Annotated in this window: 23 protein-coding genes; 11 read left to right on the top strand and 12 right to left on the bottom strand. The window is 72.8% G+C overall.

The annotated features are described in order from the left end of the window. Window positions 1–90 precede the first annotated feature (90 nt). Complete coding sequence (locus ACZ4SF_RS11390) at window positions 91–705, top strand: TetR/AcrR family transcriptional regulator (RefSeq protein WP_468381498.1); 615 nt, start codon at window positions 91–93, stop codon at window positions 703–705. A 137-nt stretch (window positions 706–842) separates the two neighbouring features. Here the strand turns inward: ACZ4SF_RS11390 and ACZ4SF_RS11385 are convergent, their stop codons facing one another. Next, the gene (locus tag ACZ4SF_RS11385; protein WP_468381496.1) at window positions 843–1,958 is read right to left on the bottom strand and encodes a DUF2510 domain-containing protein; all 1,116 of its coding nucleotides are present in this window, start codon (window positions 1,956–1,958) and stop codon (window positions 843–845) included. Between the two features lie 305 nt (window positions 1,959–2,263). Between ACZ4SF_RS11385 and ACZ4SF_RS11380 the strand changes: the two genes are divergently transcribed. Next, window positions 2,264–4,948 (top strand): ATP-binding protein, encoded by a 2,685-nt coding sequence (locus ACZ4SF_RS11380; RefSeq protein WP_468381493.1) that lies wholly within the window; start codon window positions 2,264–2,266, stop codon window positions 4,946–4,948. Window positions 4,949–5,171: 223 nt separating this feature from the next. On the opposite strand, the gene ACZ4SF_RS11375 is transcribed toward ACZ4SF_RS11380, so the two are convergent. The 3 genes from ACZ4SF_RS11375 to ACZ4SF_RS11365 are packed head-to-tail and all read right to left on the bottom strand — an operon-like array spanning window position 5,172 to window position 6,795. After that, a complete protein-coding gene (locus ACZ4SF_RS11375) occupies window positions 5,172–5,327 on the bottom strand; it encodes a hypothetical protein (protein ID WP_468381490.1) in 156 nt (51 codons plus the stop codon). Window positions 5,328–5,350: 23 nt separating this feature from the next. Continuing rightward, window positions 5,351–6,040, bottom strand: coding sequence for a CoA transferase subunit B (locus ACZ4SF_RS11370; protein WP_468381487.1), 690 nt, complete (start codon window positions 6,038–6,040; stop codon window positions 5,351–5,353). Next, window positions 6,040–6,795 carry a CoA transferase subunit A gene (locus ACZ4SF_RS11365; protein WP_468381484.1) on the bottom strand — a complete coding sequence of 252 codons (756 nt, stop codon included), beginning with the start codon at window positions 6,793–6,795 and terminating at the stop codon, window positions 6,040–6,042. Before ACZ4SF_RS11365 ends, ACZ4SF_RS11370 begins: the two co-directional genes overlap by 1 nt. A gap of 179 nt (window positions 6,796–6,974) precedes the next feature. On the opposite strand from ACZ4SF_RS11365, the gene ACZ4SF_RS11360 reads away from it, so the two are divergent. Then, a complete protein-coding gene (locus ACZ4SF_RS11360) occupies window positions 6,975–7,439 on the top strand; it encodes a MarR family winged helix-turn-helix transcriptional regulator (protein ID WP_468381481.1) in 465 nt (154 codons plus the stop codon). A 217-nt stretch (window positions 7,440–7,656) separates the two neighbouring features. Further along, window positions 7,657–8,847, top strand: a complete 1,191-nt coding sequence (locus tag ACZ4SF_RS11355) for a zinc-dependent alcohol dehydrogenase (RefSeq protein WP_468381478.1) — start codon at window positions 7,657–7,659, stop codon at window positions 8,845–8,847. Between the two features lie 59 nt (window positions 8,848–8,906). Here ACZ4SF_RS11355 and ACZ4SF_RS11350 read toward each other — a convergent pair whose 3' ends face one another. Then, window positions 8,907–9,983: an ATP-dependent DNA ligase gene (locus ACZ4SF_RS11350; protein WP_468381475.1), complete on the bottom strand. Its 1,077-nt coding sequence runs from the start codon at window positions 9,981–9,983 to the stop codon at window positions 8,907–8,909. 73 nt (window positions 9,984–10,056) lie between these two features. On the opposite strand from ACZ4SF_RS11350, the gene ligD reads away from it, so the two are divergent. Together ligD and ACZ4SF_RS11340 are read left to right on the top strand one after the other, a co-directional pair. Then, complete coding sequence (gene ligD, locus ACZ4SF_RS11345) at window positions 10,057–11,076, top strand: non-homologous end-joining DNA ligase (RefSeq protein WP_468381472.1); 1,020 nt, start codon at window positions 10,057–10,059, stop codon at window positions 11,074–11,076. 239 nt (window positions 11,077–11,315) lie between these two features. Beyond that, window positions 11,316–12,419 (top strand): LacI family DNA-binding transcriptional regulator, encoded by a 1,104-nt coding sequence (locus ACZ4SF_RS11340; protein WP_468381469.1) that lies wholly within the window; start codon window positions 11,316–11,318, stop codon window positions 12,417–12,419. A gap of 15 nt (window positions 12,420–12,434) precedes the next feature. Here ACZ4SF_RS11340 and ACZ4SF_RS11335 read toward each other — a convergent pair whose 3' ends face one another. After that, complete coding sequence (locus ACZ4SF_RS11335; protein WP_468381467.1) at window positions 12,435–13,226, bottom strand: VOC family protein; 792 nt, start codon at window positions 13,224–13,226, stop codon at window positions 12,435–12,437. A gap of 270 nt (window positions 13,227–13,496) precedes the next feature. Here ACZ4SF_RS11335 and ACZ4SF_RS11330 point away from each other — a divergent pair, with 270 nt between their 5' ends. Then, window positions 13,497–13,745: a WhiB family transcriptional regulator gene (locus ACZ4SF_RS11330; RefSeq protein WP_468382495.1), complete on the top strand. Its 249-nt coding sequence runs from the start codon at window positions 13,497–13,499 to the stop codon at window positions 13,743–13,745. A gap of 151 nt (window positions 13,746–13,896) precedes the next feature. Here the strand turns inward: ACZ4SF_RS11330 and ACZ4SF_RS11325 are convergent, their stop codons facing one another. The 4 genes from ACZ4SF_RS11325 to ssgD form a co-directional block, all read right to left on the bottom strand. Next, the gene (locus tag ACZ4SF_RS11325; protein ID WP_468381464.1) at window positions 13,897–14,871 is read right to left on the bottom strand and encodes an acyl-ACP desaturase; all 975 of its coding nucleotides are present in this window, start codon (window positions 14,869–14,871) and stop codon (window positions 13,897–13,899) included. 227 nt (window positions 14,872–15,098) lie between these two features. After that, the gene (gene ddaH, locus ACZ4SF_RS11320; protein ID WP_468381461.1) at window positions 15,099–15,875 is read right to left on the bottom strand and encodes a dimethylargininase; all 777 of its coding nucleotides are present in this window, start codon (window positions 15,873–15,875) and stop codon (window positions 15,099–15,101) included. 179 nt (window positions 15,876–16,054) lie between these two features. Beyond that, window positions 16,055–17,680 (bottom strand): ABC-F family ATP-binding cassette domain-containing protein, encoded by a 1,626-nt coding sequence (locus ACZ4SF_RS11315; protein WP_468381460.1) that lies wholly within the window; start codon window positions 17,678–17,680, stop codon window positions 16,055–16,057. Window positions 17,681–18,013: 333 nt separating this feature from the next. After that, window positions 18,014–18,430 carry a spore wall synthesis regulator SsgD gene (ssgD, locus tag ACZ4SF_RS11310; protein WP_468381457.1) on the bottom strand — a complete coding sequence of 139 codons (417 nt, stop codon included), beginning with the start codon at window positions 18,428–18,430 and terminating at the stop codon, window positions 18,014–18,016. Between the two features lie 248 nt (window positions 18,431–18,678). On the opposite strand from ssgD, the gene ACZ4SF_RS11305 reads away from it, so the two are divergent. Next, a complete protein-coding gene (locus tag ACZ4SF_RS11305; protein WP_468381454.1) occupies window positions 18,679–19,797 on the top strand; it encodes a WD40/YVTN/BNR-like repeat-containing protein in 1,119 nt (372 codons plus the stop codon). A 56-nt stretch (window positions 19,798–19,853) separates the two neighbouring features. Beyond that, a complete protein-coding gene (locus tag ACZ4SF_RS11300) occupies window positions 19,854–20,192 on the top strand; it encodes a plasmid stabilization protein (RefSeq protein WP_468381451.1) in 339 nt (112 codons plus the stop codon). A gap of 9 nt (window positions 20,193–20,201) precedes the next feature. Here ACZ4SF_RS11300 and ACZ4SF_RS11295 read toward each other — a convergent pair whose 3' ends face one another. Then, complete coding sequence (locus ACZ4SF_RS11295; protein ID WP_468381448.1) at window positions 20,202–20,498, bottom strand: YciI family protein; 297 nt, start codon at window positions 20,496–20,498, stop codon at window positions 20,202–20,204. Window positions 20,499–20,558: 60 nt separating this feature from the next. Here ACZ4SF_RS11295 and ACZ4SF_RS11290 point away from each other — a divergent pair, with 60 nt between their 5' ends. After that, a complete protein-coding gene (locus ACZ4SF_RS11290) occupies window positions 20,559–21,290 on the top strand; it encodes an endonuclease V (protein ID WP_468381446.1) in 732 nt (243 codons plus the stop codon). Here the strand turns inward: ACZ4SF_RS11290 and ACZ4SF_RS11285 are convergent. Further along, on the bottom strand, window positions 21,287–22,465 hold the full coding sequence (locus ACZ4SF_RS11285; RefSeq protein WP_468381443.1) for a saccharopine dehydrogenase family protein: 1,179 nt from the start codon (window positions 22,463–22,465) through the stop codon (window positions 21,287–21,289). The two genes, ACZ4SF_RS11290 and ACZ4SF_RS11285, sit on opposite strands and share 4 nt — an antisense overlap. 315 nt (window positions 22,466–22,780) lie before the next feature. On the opposite strand from ACZ4SF_RS11285, the gene ACZ4SF_RS11280 reads away from it, so the two are divergent. Then, window positions 22,781–23,947: a CaiB/BaiF CoA transferase family protein gene (locus ACZ4SF_RS11280; RefSeq protein WP_468381441.1), complete on the top strand. Its 1,167-nt coding sequence runs from the start codon at window positions 22,781–22,783 to the stop codon at window positions 23,945–23,947. Window positions 23,948–23,977 lie beyond the last annotated feature (30 nt).

The following is a 23,977-nucleotide window of genomic DNA, read 5'->3' as shown; positions in this document are numbered from 1 at the left end:
GTGTACCGATACGGCTGAGTACCGGTACACTGGCGTATCGATTGATGTGCGACACACTGGAGAACAGGCACCAGAGAGGGGAAGCAGCACATGACGTCGCAGGCCGCGGACGAACCGGAGACGGTCGTCGCCTCGCGCCGCTCCAAGATCACGCCCGAGCGTGAGCGGGAGTTCTTCGACGCCGTGCTGGAACAGATCCGTGAGTGCGGCTACGAATCCGTCACCATGGAGGGCGTCGCGGCCAGCACCCGGTGCAGCAAGTCCACGCTCTACCGGCAGTGGAAGACCAAGCCGCAGTTCGTGGCGGCCGCGCTGCGTGCCAGCCGCCGGGTGCGGTTCGCCGGCATCGACACCGGATCGCTCGCCGAGGACCTGCGCCAGGCCGCGCGGGCCGCGGGTGACTGGTCGGGCAAGGACACCAAGCTGCTCCAGGCACTGGGACATGCGGTGACCTCGGACCAGGAACTGGCCCGGGCGCTGCGCGAGGCGCTGGTCGACCCGGAGATCGCCGCGCTGCAGGAGATGCTCGCGCGGGGCGTGGCCCGGGGCGAGATCCGGGCGGGCCACCCGGCGGTGGAGTACGTGCCCGCCATGATGTTCGGCGTCCTGCGCGTGCGGCCGGTGCTCTGCGGCGAGTACGCCGACTCCGACTACCTCGCCCGATTCGTGGAGGCCGCCGTGCTGCCCGCACTCGGGCTGACCTGAGACCCAGGCCGCCGTTCACGGGATGACTGAACGGTGACCTGCCCGCGCCGCACCGTGGGGACGGGGGCGGCGCGCACCCCCGGCCGGGTGGGGTTCCTCTTGAGCGGAGGGGAATCCCATCCGGCCGGTCCGCTTTCTCAGACGTTCTGGCCGCTCCCGCCCCCGGACGAGACCTTGATCCCCTTCAGGATCTCGTCCATGACGGACTGCTTCTGCCCGACGTCCACGCCGAAGCGCACCACGACCATCCGCCGGGCGTCGCCGGGGGACGGGAACGCGACCGACTCCGCGTAGCCGTCGGCGCCCTTGCTGGTGACCGCCTTCCAGCGCACCAGATAGCCCTTCTGCCCCGCCACCGTCACGGCCTCGGAGGCCAGCACCTCGTGCCTGGTGATGCTGCCGTAGGCGGTACTGCCGTACGCCAGTTCGGCGTTGGCCGCGATGTCCGCCTTGGCGACCTGCTCGGCCGTGCCGGCCGTGATGCCCAGCCTCTCGGCCGGGACCGTGTAGGCGCCGCCCGCGTTGCACGTCTTGGCCGAGTCACCCGGGCACGTGTAGGTGTCGCCGGACTCCACCTGTGCGCCGACGCGGGTCGCCTGCCCGGTCCAGCCCTTCGGCACCGGCAGGCTGACGCCGTTGACCCCATCGTGCACCGTGCCGCCGCCCTTGATCTCCGGCGGCGCGGACTGACCCGGGGACGGCGAGGCGCCGCCGGAGCCGTCCGAGCCCCCCGAACCTCCTGAGCCGCCGGAACCCCCCGAACCTCCGGAGTCCCCGGTCCCGCCCGAGCCGTCGGGCCCGCCGAACGGTCCGCCCCGGCCGCCGTCCTGCCCGCCTCCCGGCCCCTGCTGCGACCCCGCCCGGCCGCCGGTGCCGCCGTCGTCCTCGGTGAGGGCGTACACGCCGACCCCTATGCACACCAGTACCGCGGCCGTCACCGCGACGGCTATGCCGTTGCGCAGTCCGCGCCGGGGCCCGGCCGCCGGAGGAGCGGGATACGCCGGGTACCCCGGGTGCGCGCCGAACCCCGCCGGAGCGGCGGGCACCGGGCCGGCCTGCTGCCCCGGGCCCGCCGGCAGCGGCTGCCCCGGACCGGCGGGCAGTGGCTGTGCCGGGGGACCCCACTGGGCAGCCGTCCCGGCGGGGCGGGTCCGGTCCGTCCAGGCCGTGCCGTCCCACCAGCGCTCGGTGGGCGGACCGTCGTTCGTCTGCCCGGGGTCGGGGTACCACCCGGGGGGAGTCACCTGCGTCATGGCCCCACCGTATGAGGCGACGGTGCAAGCGGGATGACCGGATCCGCCGCCGGCCTTGCGGACCGCACCCTTTCGCCCGGAATCTCCGCGCAGTTCCTCCCGCCCGGCCCCCTGCCGCGGCCCCGGGAGGGGGCGGAGGACTCGGTTGACGCTCCGTCCGCTGGTCGCAGCGGCCTCCGCGTCGCCTGCCGGGCCCCTCTTTCACCCGCCCGGGCAACTGCGTGCACGACCTGCCACCACACGCCCGACCGGGCGGCTACGCTCGTGCTCTGTACGTCATTCGGGCGACCTGGGGAGGTAACGGGATGACGGAGGGACGGCCGCCGGCGGCTGCCTCGGCTTCCCTGTGGGAGCGGGACGCCGAGATCGACACCGCCAGGCAGGCACTCGACGTCCTGTGTGCCGACCAGTCGTCCGCGGGCAGCCTGCTGGTGTTCCGGGGCGAGGCGGGACTCGGCAAGACCGCGCTGCTGAGCGAGCTGCGCCGGATCGCCGAACACCGCGGCTGCACCGTCTGGTCCGCCCGCGGCGCCGAGACGCTTAAGTCCGTCCCGTTCAACGTGGTACGGCAGTTGCTCCAGCCCGCACTGCTGTCCTTGATGCCCGAGGAAGCCCGCGAGTACCTCGGCGACTGGTACGACATCGCCGGCCCCGCCCTCGGTATAGCCGACCCTCAGGAGGGCAACGCCGACCCGCAGTACGTCTGCGACGGGCTCGTCGCCGCCGTGCGCCGGCTCGCCCGCCGCGAATGGCCGCTGGTGCTGCTCCTCGACGACGCGCACTGGGCCGACCAGGAGACCCTGCGCTGGCTCGCCGCGTTCGCCGAACGCCTGGACGACGTCTCGGTCCTCGTCGTGGTCGCCCGCCGGCCCGGCGAGGTGAGCGGGGACAGTGCCCGGCACCTCGAGGCGGTGGCCGCCGCCGCGGGCCGTCCCGTCCACAACCTCAGCGCCCTCACCCCGGACGCCGCTGCCGGGCTCACCCGCGCCACCCTCGGCCGGCACGCCGACGACCCGTTCTGCCGCGAGGTCTGGGCCGTCACCGGCGGCAACCCCTACGACACCGTCGAACTCCTCGCCAAGGTGCAGGACAGCGAACTCCAGCCCGTCGAGGCGCAGGCCGCCGAACTGCGCGCCCTCAACCGTGCGGCCCGCGGCGGCGGACTGGTCGACCGGCTCAAGGGCCTCGGTCTGGAAGCCACCCGGTTCGCGTGGGCCGCCGCCATCCTCGGCACCGGCATCTCCGTCGAGATGGTCGCCCGCCTCGCCACCATGAACGACGAACTGGCCGGGCGCTGCGCCGAACTGCTCTGCACCGCCCGCATCCTCACCGGACCCGACCCGGCCGTCGGCACCGAACCCGTCTACGGCGGGCTGGAGTTCGTCCACCCGCTCATCGCCACCGCGGTCTACAACTCCATCCCGCCCGGCGTCTGCACCGCCATGCACGGCGTCGCCGCGCAGCTCATCACCGAGATGGGCCGCAGCGCGGCCGAGGCCGCCCGGCACCTGCTGAAGGTGCACCCGGACGACGACGAGGAACTCGTCGAGCAGCTGCGCGAGGCCGCCCGCGAACACCTCGCCGTCGGCGCGCCCGACGCGGCCCGCCGCTGCCTGGAACGCGCCCTGGAGGAGCCGCCGGTCCCCGAGGTGCACGCACACGTCCTCTACGAACTCGGCTGCGCCACCCTCCTGACCAACCCCGCGGTCACCCTCGACCACCTGCAGAGTGCGCTCGCCATGCCCGGCCTCGACGGGAACGAGCGCGTCGACGCCGTGGTCCGCCTCTCCCAGGCGCTGCTCCACAACGACCAGCTGGAGGAGGCCGTCCGCACGGTCGAGGCCGAAGCCGCACGGCACGAGTCGAGCCCCGTCCGGATGCGGCTGCAGGCCTTCCAATTCATGTGGGAGAACATCCACGGCGAGACCGTCTCCCCGGCCCGCTCCCGGCGCCTCGCCGAACTGGCGAACACCTGCACCGGCCGCGACAACGCCGAACGCGCCCTGCTGATCCTGCGCGGCTTCGACGCGATGACCCACGGCGAGAGCGCCGACGAGGTGCTCGAACTGTGCGACCGTGCCCTCGTCAACGGCCGCCTCGCGCCAGGCCTCGGCTGGACCGACACCGAGTGGGGCATGGAGCTGCTGATGATGCTCGGCAGCGCGTACGCCTATGCCGACCGGCTGGACCGTGCCGAGAGCCTGTTCGCCGAGGCCCGGCGCGTCTACACCGGAGCCGGCTGGCGCGGCGGCCACCTCTCCCTGGCCAACGCCTTCCTCGGGCTCGCCTACCGCAGGCAGGGCCGGCTGCGCGACGCCGAGTCCACCCTGCGCGAGGGCCTGGTGCTCGCCGAACGCGTCGGCCGCCGCCTGCCGCTGTACTGGTCGTCCACCTGCGGACTGGTCGACACGCTGCTCGCCCGGGGCCGGGTGGACGAAGCCTGGTCGGTCGCCGGACAGTACGGTTTTGCGCCGCCCTACCCGTCCACCATCGTGCTGCCCGACATCCGTTCCGTGCGCGGCCGGCTGCTGCTCGCCGTCGGCCGCACCGAGGAGGGCATCAACGAGCTGGAGGCCGCCGAGAAGACGGCCACCTCGCGCGGCGGGCACAATCCCGTCCTCGCGCCCTGGTCCATCGACCTCGCCAAGGCCCTCGCCGGCTCGGACCCGGCCCGGGCCGCCCAGCTCGCGGCCGATGCCCGCCGGCAGGCCGAACGGTTCGGCACGGACACCGCCATCGGCGAGGCCCTGCGCTGCGCCGCCGCCCTGGAGACGGGTCAGCGCCAGGTCCAGCTCGCCGCTCAGGCCGTCACGTACCTGGAGGCCTCGCCCTGCCAGTACGAGCACGCGGCGGCCCGCGTCGAGTACGGCATCGCCGCCCGCTCGGTCACGGAACTCAACCGCGGCCTGGACCTCGCCCGCTCCTGCGGTGCCGAGGGACTGGTCGCCCAGGCACGAGAAGTGCTGGAGACGGGCCGCGGCTTGCGCTGAGCGCGCGGCCCGCGGCCGGCAGCCGCACAGTGCCGGCCGCCGGTCCGGGCGAGGCGGGAACGAGCGGCCAGGTCGATGCCGTCCAACTCTCGTTGTTCCGCGAGCAGTTCGCGCAGCGGGCGGTCTTCGGCCCGGGCGCGGCGGGCCGGCTCGGGCAGCAGCGCCGCGGCGCGGGTACGGCCGAGAACGGAGCCGAGGGCGGCGGACAGCCGTTCCGACACGATCAGGCCCCGGGTGATGCCGAGGCTGCGGCGCATCGCGGCGGGGTGCACGCGCAGGACCTCGGCTGTTCGACGGGCGCGCCGCCGGCGACCCGCTTCTGGTGGGCGGTGTGCCCGGCCGCGATCTCCCGGTCGACGTGCTGCTGGGTGAGAGGCACGGGCACACCTGCCGCTTTTGGGTTCACAGCGCGTTCTCCGCGACGGACCGTGCCGCGTTCTCCACGGGCCGTTGCGCGTTCTCGGCGACAGTCAGGCCGGCGGCGGTGCGGGCGGCGACGTCCTCGACGCTCACTCCGGGCGCGGTCTCCAGCAGGACGAGCCCCGTCTCCGTGACGTCCAGCACCGCCAGGTCCGTGATGACCCGGTTCACACACGCCTTGCCCGTGAGCGGCAGCGTGCACTGCTCCAGGATCTTCGGGGAGCCGTCCTTCGCGGTGTGCGTCATGACGACGACGACCCTGCGCGCGCCGTGCACCAGGTCCATCGCGCCGCCGATCCCGGTGATCAGCTTTCCGGGGACCGCCCAGTTGGCGAGGTCCCCGCCCGCGGACACCTGCATCGCCCCCAGCACGGCCACATCGATGTGCCCGCCCCGGATCATCGCGAAGCTCAGCGCCGAGTCGAAGAAGGAGGCGCCCGGCAGGACCGTCACGGTCTCCTTGCCGGCGTTGATCAGGTCCGGGTCGATCTCCTCCTCGGTGGGATACGGGCCGGTGCCGAGGATGCCGTTCTCCGACTCCAGGACCACCTCCACGCCCGGCGGCAGGTGGTTCGGGATCAGCGTCGGCAGGCCGATGCCCAGATTGACGTACTGCCCGTCCCGCAGCTCTCGCGCCGCGCGGGCGGCCATCTCCTCTCGTGTCCAGGCCATCAGCTGCTCACCGTCCGCTGCTCGATGCGCTTGTCCGCCGCCTGCCCCGGGGTGAGCGCCACGACCCGCTGCACGAAGATCCCCGGGAGGTGCACCGCGTCCGGCTCGATCTCGCCGGGCTCGGCCAGCTCCTCCACCTCCGCGATCGTGATCCGGCCGGCCATGGCGGCCAGGGGGTTGAAGTTCCGGGCCGACTTGTTGAACACCAGATTCCCGTGCCGGTCCCCGCGCGCGGCGCGGACCAGCCCGAAGTCGGTACGGATGCCCCGCTCCAGCACGTACTCCTCGCCGTCGAACTCCCGTACCTCCTTGGGCGGCGAGGCCAGCGCCACTCCGCCGGAGCCGTCGTACCGCAGGGGCAGTCCGCCCTCGGCGACCTGGGTGCCGACCCCGGCCGGGGTGTAGAAGGCGGGTATCCCGGCGCCGCCGGCCCGCAGCCGCTCGGCCAGAGTGCCCTGCGGGATCAACTCCACCTCCAGTTCGCCGGCCAGGTACTGGCGGGCGAACTCCTTGTTGGCGCCGATGTAGGAGCCGGTCACCCGGGCGATCCGCCCGGCGGCCAGCAGTACCGCCAGCCCGGACTCCATGGCCCCGCAGTTGTTCGACACCACGCTCAGCCCGCCGACGCCGCGCTCGTACAGCGCCTCGATCAGCACGTCGGGCACGCCGCTCAGCCCGAACCCGCCGACGGCGAGCGACGCGCCGTCCGGCACATCGGCCACCGCCTCCGCGGCCGTAGGGACCACCTTGTCCATCCGTAAGCCTCATCTCTTCAATTAATCAGCGCACTGACCATTTCGGCGAGGTGCTGCTCACGCTGCCACCGGAGGTTCGGGCCGTCAAGGACTGGGGAGATGCGAGCAGCCGAGGTGAGACACCGCCGTGAGCGGTGGGTATCGTTCAGTGCACCAACGAACCGACCAGGGGAGCGCACATGGCCGCGGTGGACCTCGCCGCCCATCCCGGGTATCTGGCCCGGCGGCTCCAGCAGGCGCACTACCTGCTGTGGAACACGATGGTCTCGGAGGAGATCACCTCGCCGCAGTTCGCCGTGCTGAACGCCCTCGTCGCCGAGCCGGGGCTCGACCAGCGGGCCGTGGGGGAGCGGGTGGGCCTGGACCGCTCGACCATCGCCGAGGTGATCAGCCGGCTCGGCCGCCGAGGGCTGCTGGACAAGGCGCGGGACCCGCAGGACGGCCGCCGCTTCCTGCTCCGCCTCACCGACGAGGGGCTGCGCAGCCACCGCAAGCTGAGCGTGCGCACCGCCAGGATGAACCAGGTGTTCCTCGCCCCGCTCTCCGCCGACGAACAGACCGTGTTCTTCGACCTCATCCGCCGGGTCGCGGACGCGGCCGAGGCCCTGCGCAACCCGGCCGAGCCGCTGGCCGCACAGGGCTGACCGCGTCCTCACCGCGCCGGTACGAACACCCCTCACACCGCCCGCCGGCGAAGCCCGGCGGGCTGCCCTCCACCTGTTCCACCCACCCGGCGTCCGGTCGCATGAGCGTGACCGGTCCGCGTGGACCGTGCCGGCCGGGATTCGGTGCCGGTGGGCACGGGTACCCGGGCGCCACCGCACAGGACGCCGGCACACGCGACCAAGGGAGTGCGACCCCATGAAGGCAGTCACCTGGCAGGGCCACCGGGACGTCCGGGTCGAGGACGTGCCCGACCCGCGGATCGAGGAACCCACGGACGCCGTCATCCGGATCACATCGACCGGATTGTGCGGCTCGGACCTGCACCTCTACGAGGTGCTCACCCCGTTCATGAGCCCCGGCGACATCCTCGGACACGAACCGATGGGCATCGTCGAGGAGGTCGGCTCGGAAGTGACGAACCTACGGCCCGGCGACCGTGTCGTGGTTCCCTTCCAGATCGCCTGCGGGCACTGTTTCATGTGCGACACCGGGCTGCCCACGCAGTGCGAGACCACCCAGGTCACCGGCGAGGGCATGGGCGCCGCGCTGTTCGGCTACACCCGGCTGTACGGCGCCGTCCCCGGCGGCCAGGCCGAGTACCTGCGCGTCCCGCAGGCCCACTTCGGCCCGATCAAGGTGCCCGAGGGCCCGCCCGACGACCGGTTCGTCTACCTCTCCGACGTGCTGCCCACCGCCTGGCAGGCGGTCGAGTACGCCGCCGTCCCGCCCGGCGGCACCGTCGCCGTCCTCGGGCTCGGCCCGATCGGCGACATGTCCTGCCGGATCGCCAAGGCCCGCGGTGCGGAACGGGTGTTCGGCGTCGACCTGGTGCCCGAGCGGCTCGCCAGGGCGAACCGGCGCGGCGTGGAGACGTACGACCTCAGGGCCTTCGACGACGAGAAGGCGCTGGTCCATGCGATCCAGGACGAGACCGGCGGCCGGGGCCCGGACGCCGTGATCGACGCCGTCGGCACCGAGGCCCACGGCAGCCACGCCGCCAAGCTCGCCCAGACGGCCACCGCGCTCATGCCGCGCAAGCTCAGCGGGCCGCTCGCCGAACGCTTCAGCATCGACCGGCTCGGCGCGCTCCACATGGCCATCGACCTGGTCCGCCGCGGCGGCACCATCTCGCTCAGCGGTGTCTACGGCGGCACGGCCGACCCGATGCCGATGCTCACGCTCTTCGACAAGCAGATCCAGCTGCGCATGGGCCAGGCCAACGTGCGCACCTGGAGCGACAAGATCATTCCGTTCCTCACCGACGAGGACCCGCTCGGCGTCGAGGACTTCGCCACGCACCGGCTGCCGCTGGCCGAGGCGCCGCACGCGTACGAGATGTTCCAGCGCAAGCAGGACGGCGCCGTCAAGATCCTCATGCAGCCGTAGGGGCGACGTGGGGCCGGTCGCGGTACGCGCCCCTGAGGGGTGCCGTGGGGTGCCGTGACTCAGTCGCGGTCCTTCTCGCCGAGAATCTCCGCGAGGTCGTAGCGCACCGGCTCCTCCAACTGCGCGTACGTGCAGCTCTCCGGCGTACGGTCCGGGCGCCAGCGGCGGAAGCGCGCCGTGTGCCGGAACCGCTGGCCGTTCTCCATGTGGTCGTACGCCACTTCGACCACCCGCTCCGGCCGGAGCGGCACCCACGACAGGTCCTTCTTGCCCGACCAGCGGCTCGGCGCGCCCGGCAGCCGGGCGGTCTCGTGCGCGGCCTCGTCCGCCCAGGCGGCCCAGGGGTGACCGGACACGTCCGCCAGGCGCAGCGGCTCCAGCTCCTCCACCAGTTCGGCCCGCTTCTTCATGGCGAAGGCCGCCGACACGCCGACGTGCTGGAGCCGGCCGTGGTCGTCGTACAGACCCAGCAGCAGGGAGCCCACCACCGGTCCGCTCTTGTGGAAGCGGTACCCGGCCACCACGACATCCGCCGTCCGCTCGTGCTTGATCTTGAACATGGCCCGCTCGTCCTGCCGGTAGTGCAGGTCGAGCGGCTTGGCGACGACCCCGTCCAGACCGGCGCCCTCGAACCGCTCGAACCACTGCCGGGCCACCTCGATGTCGGTCGTCGCCGGCGCCAGGTGCACCGGCGGCGTCGCCTCGGCGAGGGCCCGGTCCAGCAGCGCGCGGCGGTCGGTCAGCGGCACGTCGAGCAGAGCGTGGTCGTCCAGGGCCAGCAGATCGAAGGCGACGAAGGACGACGGCGTCTTCTCGGCCAGCATCCGCACCCGGGAGGCCGCCGGGTGGATCCGCTCGGTCAGCGCGTCGAAGTCCAGCCGGCCGCCCCGCGCGATCACGATCTCCCCGTCCAGCACGCACCGCTCGGGCACCCGCTCCTTCAGCGCCGTGACCAGCTCTGGGAAGTACCTGGTCAACGGCTTCCCGGTACGACTGCCCAACTCGACCTCGGCCCCGTCCCGGAACACGATCGAACGGAACCCGTCCCACTTGGCCTCGTAGTGCATGCCCGGCGGAATCTTCGCCACCGACTTGGCGAGCATGGGCTTCACGGGCGGCATGACGGGCAGATCCATGGTCCGATTCTGCTCGCATACATACCGCTTCGCCCGGTATGCGAGCTGTGCGGGGTGCGCCTACCGTGGCCGCATGGGTGATGCGGTGGAACTGGAGGTCGCCGGCCGGACGGTACGGCTGTCCAGCCCGGACAAGGTGTTCTTCCCGGAGCGGGGCTTCACCAAGCTGGACCTCGCCCGCTACTACGCGGCCGTCGGCCCCGGCATCCTGCGTGCCCTGCGCAACCGCCCCACCACCCTGGAGCGCTACCCGGACGGCGTCGGCGGCGAGTGGTTCTACCAGAAGCGGGCCCCGAAGGGGATGCCCGACTGGATCCCGACCGCCCACATCACCTTCCCCAGCGGGCGCAGCGCCGACGAGATGTGCCCCACCGAGGAGGCCGCCGTGGTGTGGGCCGCCCAGTACGGCACCCTCACCTTCCACCCCTGGCCGGTGCGCGCCACCGACGTCGACAGCCCCGACGAACTCCGTATCGACCTCGACCCGCAGCCCGGCACCGATTACGACGACGCCGTCCACGCCGCCCACGAACTGCGTGCGGTCCTCGACGAGTTCGGCGGGCTGCGCGGCTGGCCGAAGACCTCCGGCGGCCGGGGCCTGCACGTCTTCGTCCCGATCGAACCCCGCTGGACCTTCACCCAGGTGCGCCGCGCCGCGATCGCGGTGGGCCGGGAGATGGAACGCAGGATGCCCGAGCAGGTGACCATCAAGTGGTGGAAGGAGGAACGCGGCCGCCGTATCTTCCTCGACTACAACCAGACGGCCCGCGACCGCACCATCGCCTCCGCCTACTCCGTACGCCCCCGCCCGCACGCGCCCGTCTCCGCTCCCCTGCGCTGGGAGGAGGTCGGCGTCGCCCATCCCCAGGACTTCGACCTCGCCACCATGCCGGCCCGGTTCGCCGAAGTCGGCGACGTGCACGCCGACATGGACGACCACGCCTACTCCCTGGACGCCCTGCTCGAACTGGCCCGCCAGGACGAGCACGACCACGGCCTGGGCGACCTGCCGTACCCGCCGGAGTATCCGAAGATGCCCGGCGAGCCCAAACGCGTGCAGCCGAGCCGGGCCCGGCGGGAGGAGACGTCCTGACGGCTCCGCCCCGGCGCACCGGGGCGGAGCCCCTCGGACGGGCTGGCGGTGTGTGGCGGCCGGATGCGGCGGACGCGCGACCAGGACGGGGCGTCGCGCGCTGCGGCCATCGGCTGCACGCTCACGGATCACAGCATGCCGCACACCACCGACAACGGCCGGGCAACCCCGTTCCGGGCCCTTCTGACGCAGCGCTGCGCGGCTATTCTGATCTCCCGCCGCCGATGAGGAGTCCCGCAGTGACCGAGGCAGTGTCCCGTCCCACACTGGAGGCCGTGGCCGCGCGGGCCGGGGTGTCCCGGGCGACCGTCTCCCGGGTCGTCAACGGCGGGGACGGGGTCCGGGGGGTCCTGGCCGAACGGGTCCGCAAGGCCGTGGAGGAACTCGGGTACGTGCCCAACCAGGCCGCGCGCAGCCTGGTCACCAAGCGGCACGACGCCGTCGCCGTCGTCATCGCCGAGCCCGAGACCCGGGTCTTCGCCGACCCCTTCTTCGCCCTCCAGCTGCGCGGTATCAGCAAGGAGCTGACCGCCCACGACAACCAGCTGGTGCTGCTCCTCATCGAGGGCCGCGCCGACCACGCGCGCGTGGCGCGGTATCTCGCCGGCAACCACGTCGACGGCGCACTCGTCTTCTCGCTGCACCTGGACGACCCGCTGCCCGGACTCATACAGGACGCCGGCGTGCCCACCGTGTTCGGCGGACGCCCCGGCTGGGGCGAGGAGCCCCGGACCGCCGGCTGTGGACCCGCCCGGACGGACGCCCACCCGGGCCCGGTGTACGTCGACTGCGACAACCGGGGCGGAGCCCGCTCGGCCGTACGGCACCTCGTGGGCCTCGGCCGCCGGCGCATCGCGCACATCACCGGTGCGCTGGACCAGACCTCGGCGGTGGACCGGCTCGACGGCTACCGGGACGTCATGGCCGAAGTCCTGGGCGAGAGCGATCCCCGGCTGGTCGTGGAGAGCGACTTCACCCCGGGCGGTGGCGAACACGCCATGCGCGAACTCCTCGGCCGCTGCCCGGACGTGGACGCCGTGTTCGCGGCCAACGACCTCACCGCGCTCGGCGCCCTGCGGGTGCTGCGCGCGAGCGGCCGGCGGGTGCCCGAGGACGTGGCGGTGATCGGGTTCGACGACATGGTGCCGGTCACCGAGCAGGCCGACCCACCGCTGACGACGGTCCGTCAGGACATCGAGGAGATGGGCCGGCTGATGGCCTGCCTGCTGCTCCGGGGCCTGTCCGGTGACCGCGACGGCCCGGGCCCGGCGGCCGGGGCCCCGGACACAGCGGCGAACGGAGTCGTCCTGCCGACGACCCTGATACGCCGTGCCTCCGCGTGACCGCCGCCGGACGGCTCAGCCCGGCGGCGTCTCGCTCGTGATCACCGCGAACCGGGCCCCGTACGGATCGGCGAGCTTGGCCATGCGGCCCACGCCCTCCAGCGTCGTCGCGGGCATCCGCACCGTCCCGCCGAGCCGCTGTGCCTGGCCGGCCACGGCGTCGGTGTCCGCCACCTCGAAGTAGGGCAGCCAGTACGGGCCCGCCCCGGCCTCGATGGGGTCGTCGGCCAGCGGCACCACGCCGCCGAACATCGTCTCGTCACCGCCGCCTGCCGGATTGACGCACGTGTACGTCCCGCCCGGGAACGGCACGCCGGAGGTCTCCAGACCGAGCACCCGGTGGTAGAAGGCGGCGGCAGCCGCGATGTCCTGCGTGTACAGCTCGACCCAGCACAGCGCGCCCGGCTCGTTCGCCACGTCCACGCCCTTGGTCCGGCCGGGCTGCCAGATTCCGAACGGCACGCCCGCCTGGTCGGCGAGGATCGCCATGCGCCCCTGGCCCATCACGTCCAACGGCTGCGCCAGCACCCTGCCGTGGGCCGACTCGGCCGCCTCGGCGGTGGCCTGGGCGTCCTCGCTCTGGAAGTAGACCGTCCAGGCCGGCAGGCCCTGTCCGGCGCCGGTCTGCATTCCGCCCGCGACGGTCCTGCCGTCCAGCTGGAAGAAGCCGTATCCGCCGGCCTCCGGCCCGGCCGACCGGAACCGCCAGCCGAAGAGAGCGCCGTAGAACGACGTGGCCCCGTCCATGTCGGGGGTGCCGACGTCGATCCAGTTGGGGGCACCGGTGACGAAACGGGTGGTGAGCATCTCGGCCCTCCTCGACAGGGATCCGTCCTGTGCACTGCCGAGTCTGGCACCGCCCACCGACGATCGCCGCCGGAGTTCCGGGACGCGCCGCACCGGCTCCGCTCTCACCCAGTGTGACAGCGCGCGTTCCCACGGTTTTCGCACCGGCTCCGCGCGCCGCCGTGCGCACGCCGGTCCGGAGGGAGCATCATCGAGGCGGCCGGAGGCCCTGGGACCGCCGTTGAGCCGGCGTTGATGGAACGTTTTTCGCCGCGCGGCATGCTCCTGGTCATGCACTTCGACACCATCACCCCGGCCGACGACACCTGGCAGGCGCAGGCGCTGTGCGCACAGACCGGGCCGGACTTCTTCTTCCCGGAGCCCGGCAGCTCGGTGCGCGAGGCGAAGCGCATCTGCGCGATGTGCGACCTGCGCCCGGCCTGCCTGGAGTTCGCGCTGGCCAACGACGAGCGCTTCGGTGTGTGGGGCGGCCTGTCGGAGAAGGAGCGCCTCGCCATCAGGCGCACCGCCGCAGGCTGACACCGCGGGCGCCCGTCGTACCACCGCCCGCCGTTCCCGTACGACGACCCCGACGGCCCGGGTCGACTCGCGTCCGGGACGACCCTGGGCGGTTCGCGATGACCCTGGGCGGTCCGGGACGACCCCGGCCGACCGCCCGGGCACGCGGGCGTCAGCCTCCGGCGCGGGCCGCCAGCCGCGCCTTCCGCGCGGCCAGCTTCTCGTCGAACTTCAGGGCCTCCGCGTTCAGCCCGCGCAGGAACAGGCCGAGTTCCTCCTGCGCCTGACGCCCCTCGGGGCCGAGCCCGTCGATCTCCATGACCTTCAGGAAGCGCAGCACCGGCTGCAGCACGTCGTCGTGGTGGATGCGCAGGTTGTAGACCTCGCCGATCGCCATCTGCGCGGCGGCCCGCTCGAAGCCCGGCATGCCGTGGCCGGGCATGCGGAAGTTCACGACGACGTCCCGGACCGCCTGCATGGTCAGGTCGGGGGCCAGCTCGAAGGCCGACTTGAGCAGGTTGCGGTAGAAGACCATGTGCAGGTTCTCGTCGGTCGCGATGCGGGCCAGCATGCGGTCGCAGACGGGGTCCCCGGACTGGTGGCCCGTGTTGCGGTGCGAGATCCGGGTGGCCAGCTCCTGGAAGGCGACGTAGGCGACCGAGTGCAGCATCGAGTGCCGGTTGTCGGACTCGAAGCCCTCGCTCATGTGTGCCATGCGGAAACGTTCCAGCTGGTCCGGGTCCACCGCGCGCGAGGCGAGCAGGTAGTCGCGCATCACGATGCCGTGGCGGCCCTCCTCGGCCGTCCAGCGGTGCACCCAGGTGCCCCAGGCGCCGTCGCGGCCGAAGAGCGTGGCGATCTCGTGGTGGTAGCTCGGCAGGTTGTCCTCGGTCAGCAGGTTGACCACCAGGGCGATCCGGCCCAGCTCCGTGACCTTGGACTGCTCCTTGTCCCAGGCCTCCCCGTCCTCGAACAGGCCCGGGAAGTTACGGCCGTCGGTCCACGGCACGTACTCGTGCGGCATCCAGTCCTTGGCGACCTGCAGGTGCCGGTTCAGTTCCTGCTCGACCACCTCCTCCAGTGCGTACAGCAGCCGCGCGTCGGTCCAGGCGGACGGGCTGCCGAGGTGAGGGGAGGTGATCGTCACGGGAACTCCAGGGGGACGCCGAACAAAAGGGGGAGATACGGGGACGGTCCGGCGAGCGGTGCCGGAACCTACGTGATCGTAGGCTACGAATCCGTAGGTTACGAAGCCGTAGGTTAAGGCGTCTGTAAAGAACTGCTGATCAGCCGTCTGGACGCCAGCTCACAGGCATGCGGAGCAGCCCCGGGACACGCAGGTCCCGGGGCTGCCGACGCGACAGGATCACCCGATCAGGTGTACAGCTCCCGCATGCGCACCGAGAGGCAGGTCACACAGCCCTCCAGCTTCTCGAACTCGCTGATGTCCACCGTGACCACCTCGTGGCCGAGGTCGGCCAGCAGTTCCGCCGTCTTGGGGGCACTCGCGGCCATCAGCAGCTTGCCGCCGCCGAGCAGCACCACGTGTGCGCCGGACTCCTCCGGCACCGACAGGAAGCCCGGGAACAGGGACGGACGGTCGATCTTCGGTATGTGCCCGATCACCGTGCCGTCGGGCAGTGCGGTCACCGCCGACTTCAGGTGCAGCACCTTGGTCACGGGCACGGCCACCACGCGGGCGCCCAGCGGCTCGAAGGCCGCCCGCAGCTGCTGCACACCGGCCGCGTTGGTCCGTCCGCCGCGGCCGACGTACACCGTGTCGCCGACCTTCAGGACGTCACCGCCGTCCAGCGTGCCCGGGTCCCAGATCCAGTTGACCGAGCAGCCGAGGCGGGCCACCGCCTCCTCGACGCCGGCGGTCTCCGCCCGCCGGGACTCGGCGCCGGGCCGGGTGATCAGAGCCACGTTCCGGTACATGACGACGGTGTCCTCGACGAACACCGAGTCCGGGCAGTCGTCCTCCGGTTCGACCTCGACCGTCTCCCAGCCGTGCGTGCGCAGGGCCTCGACGTAGGCCTCCCACTGTTCCACGGCGAGCCCCACGTCGACCTTGTCCCGCTCGATGTGCGTCACCAGGCCTTCGGCGAGGCGGGGGCTGGGGCGGCGGACGAGGGCCTTCTTGCTGGGCACGAGGGGCCTTTCGGGACTGTCGGACGACGGTACGGCTTTCCGGTGCCGGCGATAAGGCACCGGTCCGCCATCATGCAGGGCGCCCCGGCCAGGACAAAACCCTCGTTGCCAGGCTGTGCCCCTCCTGAGATCGCGGCCGGGGCCGGTCAGACGGCTTCCGCGAGACCGGCCGGGGCCGGTCAGGCGGGATCCGCGAGCGCCTCGGGCGACGTCTCCTTCAGCTCTCCTTCCTCCATCAGCAGCCACCGGGTGATTCCGACCGACTCCAGGAACGGCAGGTCGTGACTGGCGACGATCAGTGCTCCCTCGTACGACTCCAGGGCCGAGGCCAGCTGCCGGACGCTCGCCATGTCGAGGTTGTTGGTCGGCTCGTCGAGCAGCAGCAGCTGGGGCGCGGGCTCGGCGAGCATCAGCGCGGCCAGGGCCGCCCGGAACCGCTCGCCGCCCGAGAGCGTGCCCGCCTTCTGGTCGGCCCGCCCACCCCGGAACAGGAAGCGGGCCAGCCGCGCGCGGATCCGGTTGTTGGTGGAGCCGGGTGCGAACCGGGCCACGTTCTCGGCGACCGTCCTGTCGTCGTCCAGCACGTCCAGGCGCTGGGGCAGGAACCGCAGCGGGACGTGCACCGTCGCCGTGCCCGCCACCGGCACCAGCTCCCCGGCGACGGTGCGCAGCAGCGTGGTCTTGCCGGCGCCGTTGCGGCCGACGAGCGCGATCCGCTCCGGGCCCCGCAGATCGAAAATGCCCTCCACGCGCGCGTGGTGGACCATCTGCAGCTGCTCCAGGGTGAGCACCTGCCGGCCGGGCGGCACGGCCGTGTACGGCAGGTCGATGCGGATCTCGTCGTCGTCCCGTACGGCCTCCACCGCCTCGTCCAGGCGTTCCCTGGCCTCGGCGAGCCGCTCCTCGTGCATGATGCGGTGCTTGCCCGCGGACTCCTGGGCGGCGCGTTTGCGGGCGCCCATGACGATCTTCGGTTCGCGTTTCTGGTCGTACATCTTCTGCCCGTACCGTTTGCGGCGGGCCAGTTTGACCTGGGCGTCGGCCAGTTCGCGCTTCTGCTTGCGCACATCGGCCTCGGCGACGCGCAGCGTCCGCTCGGCCGCCTCCTGCTCGACGGCCAGAGCCTCCTCGTAGGCCGAGAAGTTGCCGCCGTACCAGGTGACCTCCCCGGAGTGCAGCTCCGCGATCTGGTCGACCAGGTCGAGCAGCTCCCGGTCGTGGCTGACCACGACCAGGACGCCCGGCCAGGAGGCGACGGCCTGGTACAGCCGCCGGCGTGCGTACAGGTCGAGATTGTTGGTGGGCTCGTCCAGCAGCAGGACGTCAGGGCGGCGCAGCAGCAGTGCGGCGAGCCGCAGCAGCACCGACTCGCCGCCGGACACCTCGCCGACCGTCCGGTCCAGGCCGATGTGGCCGAGGCCGAGTTCGCCGAGGGTGACCAGGGCGCGCTCCTCGACGTCCCAGTCGTCGCCGACGGTCTCGAAGTGCTCCTCGCGGACGTCTCCCGCCTCGATGGCGTGCAGCGCGGCACGCCGGCCGGCGATGCCGAGCGCCTGGTCGACGCGGAGAGTGGTGTCGAGCGTGACGTTCTGCGGGAGGCAGCCGATCTCTCCGGCCGCCTTGACGCTGCCGTCGGCCGGTGCGAGTTCCCCGGCCAGCAGCTTCAACAGGGTGGATTTTCCTGACCCGTTGACGCCTACGAGCCCGGTGCGGCCGGGGCCGAAGGCGATGTCGAGGCCGTCGAAGACGGTGGTGCCGTCCGGCCAGGTGAAGGACAGGGACGTGCAGGTGAGGGAAGCAGACATGGGCGCCTCGCGAGGGTGCGTGGGGTCGGTGGACGCATGTGAGACACCGCGAGGCGGAAACCGAAGGGTCTGGGCACGGAGGAGGCCATGAAAAAAGGCCTGTGCCGGAGGACGGCTCGGACGCCGAGGTCGTACGCCGCGCACACCTCACCGGTGCGACGCGATGTCCCGGAACCTCAGACGAGCAACGTCCTTCTCCAATCGACGGCAACAGAACCGCTGTACACCGTACGAGGGTCGGACAAGGGGTGTCAACGCAATTGACCGGAGCGCGCCGCCGCCGGACCCCGGACAGGCGGCCGGCCGGAAACGCTCCTCACGCGCGCGGAGCGCTCAGCAGGCGTCCCGCATCAGCTCGGCCAGGTCGTGGTCCAGGTCCAGCTGGAGGTGTTCGAGACCGACGGGCACCAGGTCGCCGGCCGCCTCCAGGAACTGCCGTATCTCGCCGGAGCGCACGTGCACGATCGCGGTGCCCTCGGGGGCGTGGAACTCCAGCACCGTGCGGTCGTACCCGTACGGCCGCACGCGGACGTCGCCGTGGCCCTCGGGGCCGTGCAGCCCGGCCGTGAGCAGCTCCCGGGAGAACGTCCAGCACACGTCGACACCCTCCAGGGTGGCCGGGGCGGGGAACGTCATGCGGACGGCGAACGGGTCGCGCCGGTCGTAGCGCAGCGTGGCGGGAATGCTCGGCATCCGCGGGGCTGCGGCGACGAGACGGGCCTCTACCGGCTGCTCGATGACGGTGGACAACGCCTTGCTCCCTCGTGACGGCTGGACTGCGTCCGGATGTGCGACACCCGGCACTGGAAGAGACGACGGAATCGGCCGATGCGTGCACACGAGGTACGAGTGACCTCGGTCACCGCCTTCATGCACAAGCGCCGCACGAGTGTTCCCGCTCGTTTCCCGTTGCAAGGGGTGCACGGGTGCGAAGGCCCGGGGATGGCCCCGCACCGTCCTCTGGACGGCGCCGGGACAGTGGGCTAGCTTCGCCCGCCATGAGGCGCTCGGGGAGCACGCGACGCGGGGGACGGGCCGGCAGGCTGCTGGCGGCGGGGGTGGTGTGCGGGACGGCGCTGGCTGCGCTGACGGCACCGGCGGCCGGGGCACGGCCGCCGGGACCGGCGGGCACAGGCGGGGCGGGCGTGCACTGGGCGCCGAAGGACTCCGGCGCCCCGCAGGTCCGCTTCCGGGGACTTGCGGCCGTGGACCGGCGCACCGCCTGGCTGGCCGGCACCGGCGGCACGGTGCTGCGCACCACGGACGGCGGCGCGAGCTGGCGGAACGTCTCTCCGCCCGGCGCGGCGGACCTGCAGTTCCGGGACGTGGAGGCGTTCGACGCGCGGCGCGCGGTGGTGCTGGCCATCGGTGAGGGAGAGGCGTCCCGCGTGTATCGCACCGATGACGGCGGGGCGACCTGGACGGAGTCCTTCCGCAACACCGACCCGAGGGCCTTCTACGACTGCCTCGCCTTCTTCGACCGCCGCCACGGCCTGGCCATGGGCGACCCCGTGGACGGAAAGTTCCGCATCCTGTCCACCGCCGACGGCGGCCGCTCCTGGCGGGTGCTGCCCCCGGACGGCATGCCGCCCGCCCTGGACGGCGAGGCGGGCTTCGCCGCGAGCGGCCAGTGCCTGGTCACCGCCGGCCCGAAGGACGTCTGGCTGGCCACCGGCGGTGCCGCCCACGCGCGCGTGCTGCACTCCGCGGACCGCGGGCTGACCTGGACGGCCGCCGGTGCGCCGGTCCCCGCGGGCGATCCGGCGAAGGGCGTCTTCGCGCTCGCCTTCCGCGACCGCACCCACGGCATCGCGGTCGGCGGCGACTACCGTCCCGGCGAGCCCTCCCCGCAGGCCGCCGCGGTCACCGCCGACGGCGGCCGTACCTGGCGGCCCGCCGGCACTCCGCCGCCCGCCTACCGCTCCGGTGCCGCCTGGCTCCCGCACAGCCGTACCGCCGCGCTGGCCGTCGGCCCGGCCGGCACCGACCTGACCACCGACGGCGGCCGCAGCTGGCGGACGATCGACCCCGGCTCGTACGACACCGTGGCCTGCACGCCCGACCTGAGCTGCTGGGCGGCCGGCGAGCAGGGAAGGGTGGCACGGCTGGAACGGTGAGCTAAGTGCCCGGAACGCGGGTACCCGTTCCCTGCCGCAAAGGAAGGGAGCGATCCATGCCAGCCGGTTCCAGCCCCAAGCGCGAACGTCAGTACGAACACATCAAGAAGAGCGCGGAGGACCGGGGCGAGAGCACCGGACGCGCCAAGGAGATCGCCGCGCGGACCGTGAACAAGGAACGTGCCCGCTCCGGCGAGTCCAAGACCGCCAGCCGCAGCTCGACCCAGGACATGTCGTCGAGCAAGCGTGGCGGTCAGCGGTCGGGCAACCGGGAGGGCTCGCAGGGCCCGACCCGCGACCAGCTGTACAACGAGGCCAGGCAGCGCGGCATCGAAGGCCGCTCGCACATGAACAAGGATCAGCTGCAGCGCGCGCTGAACGACAAGAAGGGCTGAGCCACCGGCTCAGCCGGGCGTCTGCCGGTGCTGCGCCAGCTCGGGGGCCGTCTTCGTGGCGATGAACTCCGTGACGCGGTAGGCGCACACTCCGGCGACGGTGAACGGGTCGCCCGCGACGAGTTCCTCGATGCGGGCACGGTCCCCCGCGACGGCCAGGATCACCCCGCCGTCGCGGGGGTTCTTGCGTCCCGAGGCCAGGAAGAAACCCTTCTCGTACTGCTCCTCCAGCCACACCACATGCTCCGGCAGGACGGCGTCGACGGCTTCGAGCGGCGCGGTGTAGGTCAGCTCCAGTACGAACATGATCGCGAGCCTACCCCCGTCGGTCGGACGGCCCGTGGCGGGCGCGTACAGTCGCCGGTCATGACGATCGTCGGTGTTCCCGCGGGCTGGCCCGCGACCGAGGAAGAGGCCCGTGCCGTGCAGGACGAGCTGCGCGGGCGGGTGGTGCTGGACGAGCCCGGACCGCCGCCCGGCACGGGCCGCGTCACCGGGGTCGACGTCGCCTACGACGACGAGCTGGACCTCGTCGCCGCGGCGGCCGTCACGCTGGACGCCGCGACCCTGGACGTCGTGGGGGAGGCGACGGCGGTGGGCCGGGTCTCCTTCCCGTACGTGCCCGGGCTCCTCGCCTTCCGCGAGATCCCGGCCGTGCTGGCCGCGCTGGACCGGCTGCCGTGCCCGCCCGGCCTGGTCGTGTGCGACGGCTACGGGCTGGCCCACCCGCGGCGCTTCGGCCTGGCGAGCCACCTGGGCGTGCTCACCGGCCTGCCGGCCATCGGTGTCGCCAAGAACCCGTTCACCTTCACGTACGACGACCCGGAGCCGGCGCGGGGCGCTTCCGCGCCGCTGCTCGCCGGGGCCGAGGAGGTCGGGCGTGCCCTGCGCACCCGGGACGGCGTCAAGCCGGTCTTCGTCTCCGTCGGCCACCGCGTCGACCTGGCCGGCGCGGTGGCGCACACCCTGGCGCTGACCCCGCGGTTCCGGCTGCCGGAGACCACTCGCCGGGCGGACGCCCTGTGCCGGCGGGCCCTGCGCGACGCCGCTGAGGGGTGTCGGTCGGATCAGGCCGGATCCCGCCGCGACGTCCCCTAGCGCTCCGCTGCCACCCGGAAGGTGATCCCGGCCGCGCGCAGCCGTCCGGTCAGGGCGTCACCCATCGCCTGGGCCGTGGTGACCTGGCCGGCCGTCTGCGGGAGGTCGTCGAAGGCCAGGCACAGGGCCGCCTCGGCGAACATCTTCGCCGTCTCGTCGTATCCGGGGTCGCCGCCCGCGACCTCCGTGAACACACGCCGCCCGCCGCCCTCACCGACGAACCGCACGGTGAACCAGCTCTTCGCGCGCTTCTCGGCGCTCGGTCCGTCGCCCGGCTTGAGCCGGTCCGACAGCCAGCGCCGGGCGGGCGGCAGCTGGGCCGCGACCGTCACCGCGCCGACGGCGGCGACTCCGCCGAGGGCGACCGGGAGGTGCTTCACGGCGGCGTAGTGCCGGTAGCGGAAGTCCGGGCCGTACCGCTCCAGCGCCCGTGCCGAACGGCAGACGATCTGCGGGTCGATGGTCGGCAGCGGCAGCGCCCACGCGCCGACCTCGCCGGCGAATTTCGGCCGGCCCGCCGGGGCCGTCACCCGGCGGCCCAGCAGCCGGGGCTCGTGCCGGGCCCGCTCGCGCGCGGCGGCCAGCATCCGCCGTGCGCGGCCCATCTGGTTCAGCGCCGAGGCGAAGGTGCCGCCGGAGAAGGCCGCATCGACGGTCACGTAGCCGTCCACGGTCAGCGGGACGCCCTCCGGCAGCTGCCGGACCGTGAAATACGCGCCCAGGTCGTGCGGTACGGAGTCGAAGCCGCAGGCGTGCACCAGCCGGGCGCCCGTCTCACGCGCGCGTGCGTCGTGGCGGACGTACATCAGGTCCACGAACTCCGGCTCGCCGGTGAGATCCAGATAGTCGGCGCCGGCATCGGCACAGGCGGCGACGAGTTCCTCGCCGTGCAGCATGTACGGCCCCACCGTCGTGGCCACCACGCGCGCGTGTTCGGCGAGGGCGCGCAGGGTGGCCGGTTCGCCCACGTCGGCGCGCAGGACGCCGATGCCGGCGCCGCCGGGCAACTGCTCACGCAGCTGTTCCAGCCTGAGTTCGTCGCGGCCGGCGACCGCCCAGCGCAGGTCCTGCGGCGCATGCGCGGCGAGGTACTGCGCAGTGAGCGTGCCGACGAATCCCGTGGCTCCGAAGAGCACGAGGTCGTAGGGACGTTGTGTCCTGTTCAGCCTGCTCATGACACCCCTTGGATCGTGCGGCCCGTCGTACAGCCCGCGCCGCTGTCGGTGGCTGAGGCTAGCGTGAGGCGTGCGGACTCCTACGACCAGCCTGGAGGCAGCGGTGGGCGTGGCCAGGAATGCCCTGAAGAAGAGGGAGAAAGCGCACGCGTCCACGCTCTCCCCACCGGGCCCGGTCACTCTCCCGGGTGATGACCGGCGCGCCGGGGCACTTGGCTAAGCGCTTGCTCGTTCAGGTCTTGTGTCCGGTGGAACGGGTTCTTAGCATCACCGGTGTTACATCAGTTGTGTCACACATGCTGGGGAGCTGGTCGCATGACTACGGCAGGAGCACCGACGCCGGGAACCGGTCCGCTCTCCGGCGTGCGCGTGCTGGAGCTGGCCGGCATCGGGCCGGGCCCGTTCGCCGCCATGCTGCTGGCCGACCTGGGCGCCGACGTGGTCCGGGTGGACCGGCCGGGCGGCCCGGGTCTCGCGATCGACCCCGCCTACGACGTCACCAACCGCAACAAGCGCTCGGTCGTGATCGACCTGAAGGCGCCGGACGGTCCCGCGCGCGTCCTGGACCTCGCCGAGCGGGCCGACATCCTCGTCGAGGGATACCGCCCGGGCGTCGCCGAGCGGCTCGGCATCGGCCCCGGGGACTGTCACGCCCGCAACCCCCGCCTGGTCTACGGCCGCATGACCGGCTGGGGCCAGGACGGCCCCCTCGCCCAGCGCGCCGGCCACGACGTCGCCTACATCGCGCTCACCGGCACCCTCGGCATGATCGGCCGCCCGGACGAGCCCCCGGCCGTCCCCGCCAACCTCCTCGGGGACTACGCGGGCGGCAGCCTCTACCTGGTCGTCGGCGTCCTCGCCGCCCTGCACCACGCGCGCGCGACCGGCACCGGCCAGGTCGTCGACGCCGCGATCGTCGACGGCACGGCGCACCTGTCCGCGATGATCCACGGCATGCTCGCCGCCGGCGGCTGGCAGGACCGGCGCGGAGCCAACCTGCTGGACGGCGGGTGCCCCTACTACGGCACCTACGAGACCGCCGACGGCGGGTACATGGCGGTCGGCGCCCTGGAAGGGAAGTTCTACGAGGAGTTCCTGAGCCTGCTCGGCCTGGACGACCTGGCGTCCGCCCGCAAGGACTGGACCCGCTGGGGCGAGCTGCGTGAACGGATCGCCGCCGCCTTCACGTCCCGCACCCGGGCCGAGTGGACCGCCGTCTTCGAGGGCTCCGACGCCTGTGTGGCACCCGTACTCAGCCTCGGCGAGGCCCCCCACCACCCGCACCTGGCCGCCCGCGGCACCTTCACCGACCACGGCGGCATCACCCAGCCCGCCCCCGCCCCCCGCTTCTCGGCGACCCCCACCGCCGTCCGCAGCGGACCCGCCCGGCCCGGCGCGGACACGGAGTCGGTCGCCCAGGACTGGGGCATACCGGCACGCCTTGCCGGCGCCCCCGACGACCTGGTCACCGACGGCGGCTGACCCCGCCCACCCGCTCGGCCCACCCTCCCG

Source organism: Streptomyces sp. NPDC027663 (assembly GCF_055566415.1).
Note: the sequence above shows the minus strand (reverse complement) of the source record. Positions and strands in the feature narration are given on the sequence as shown.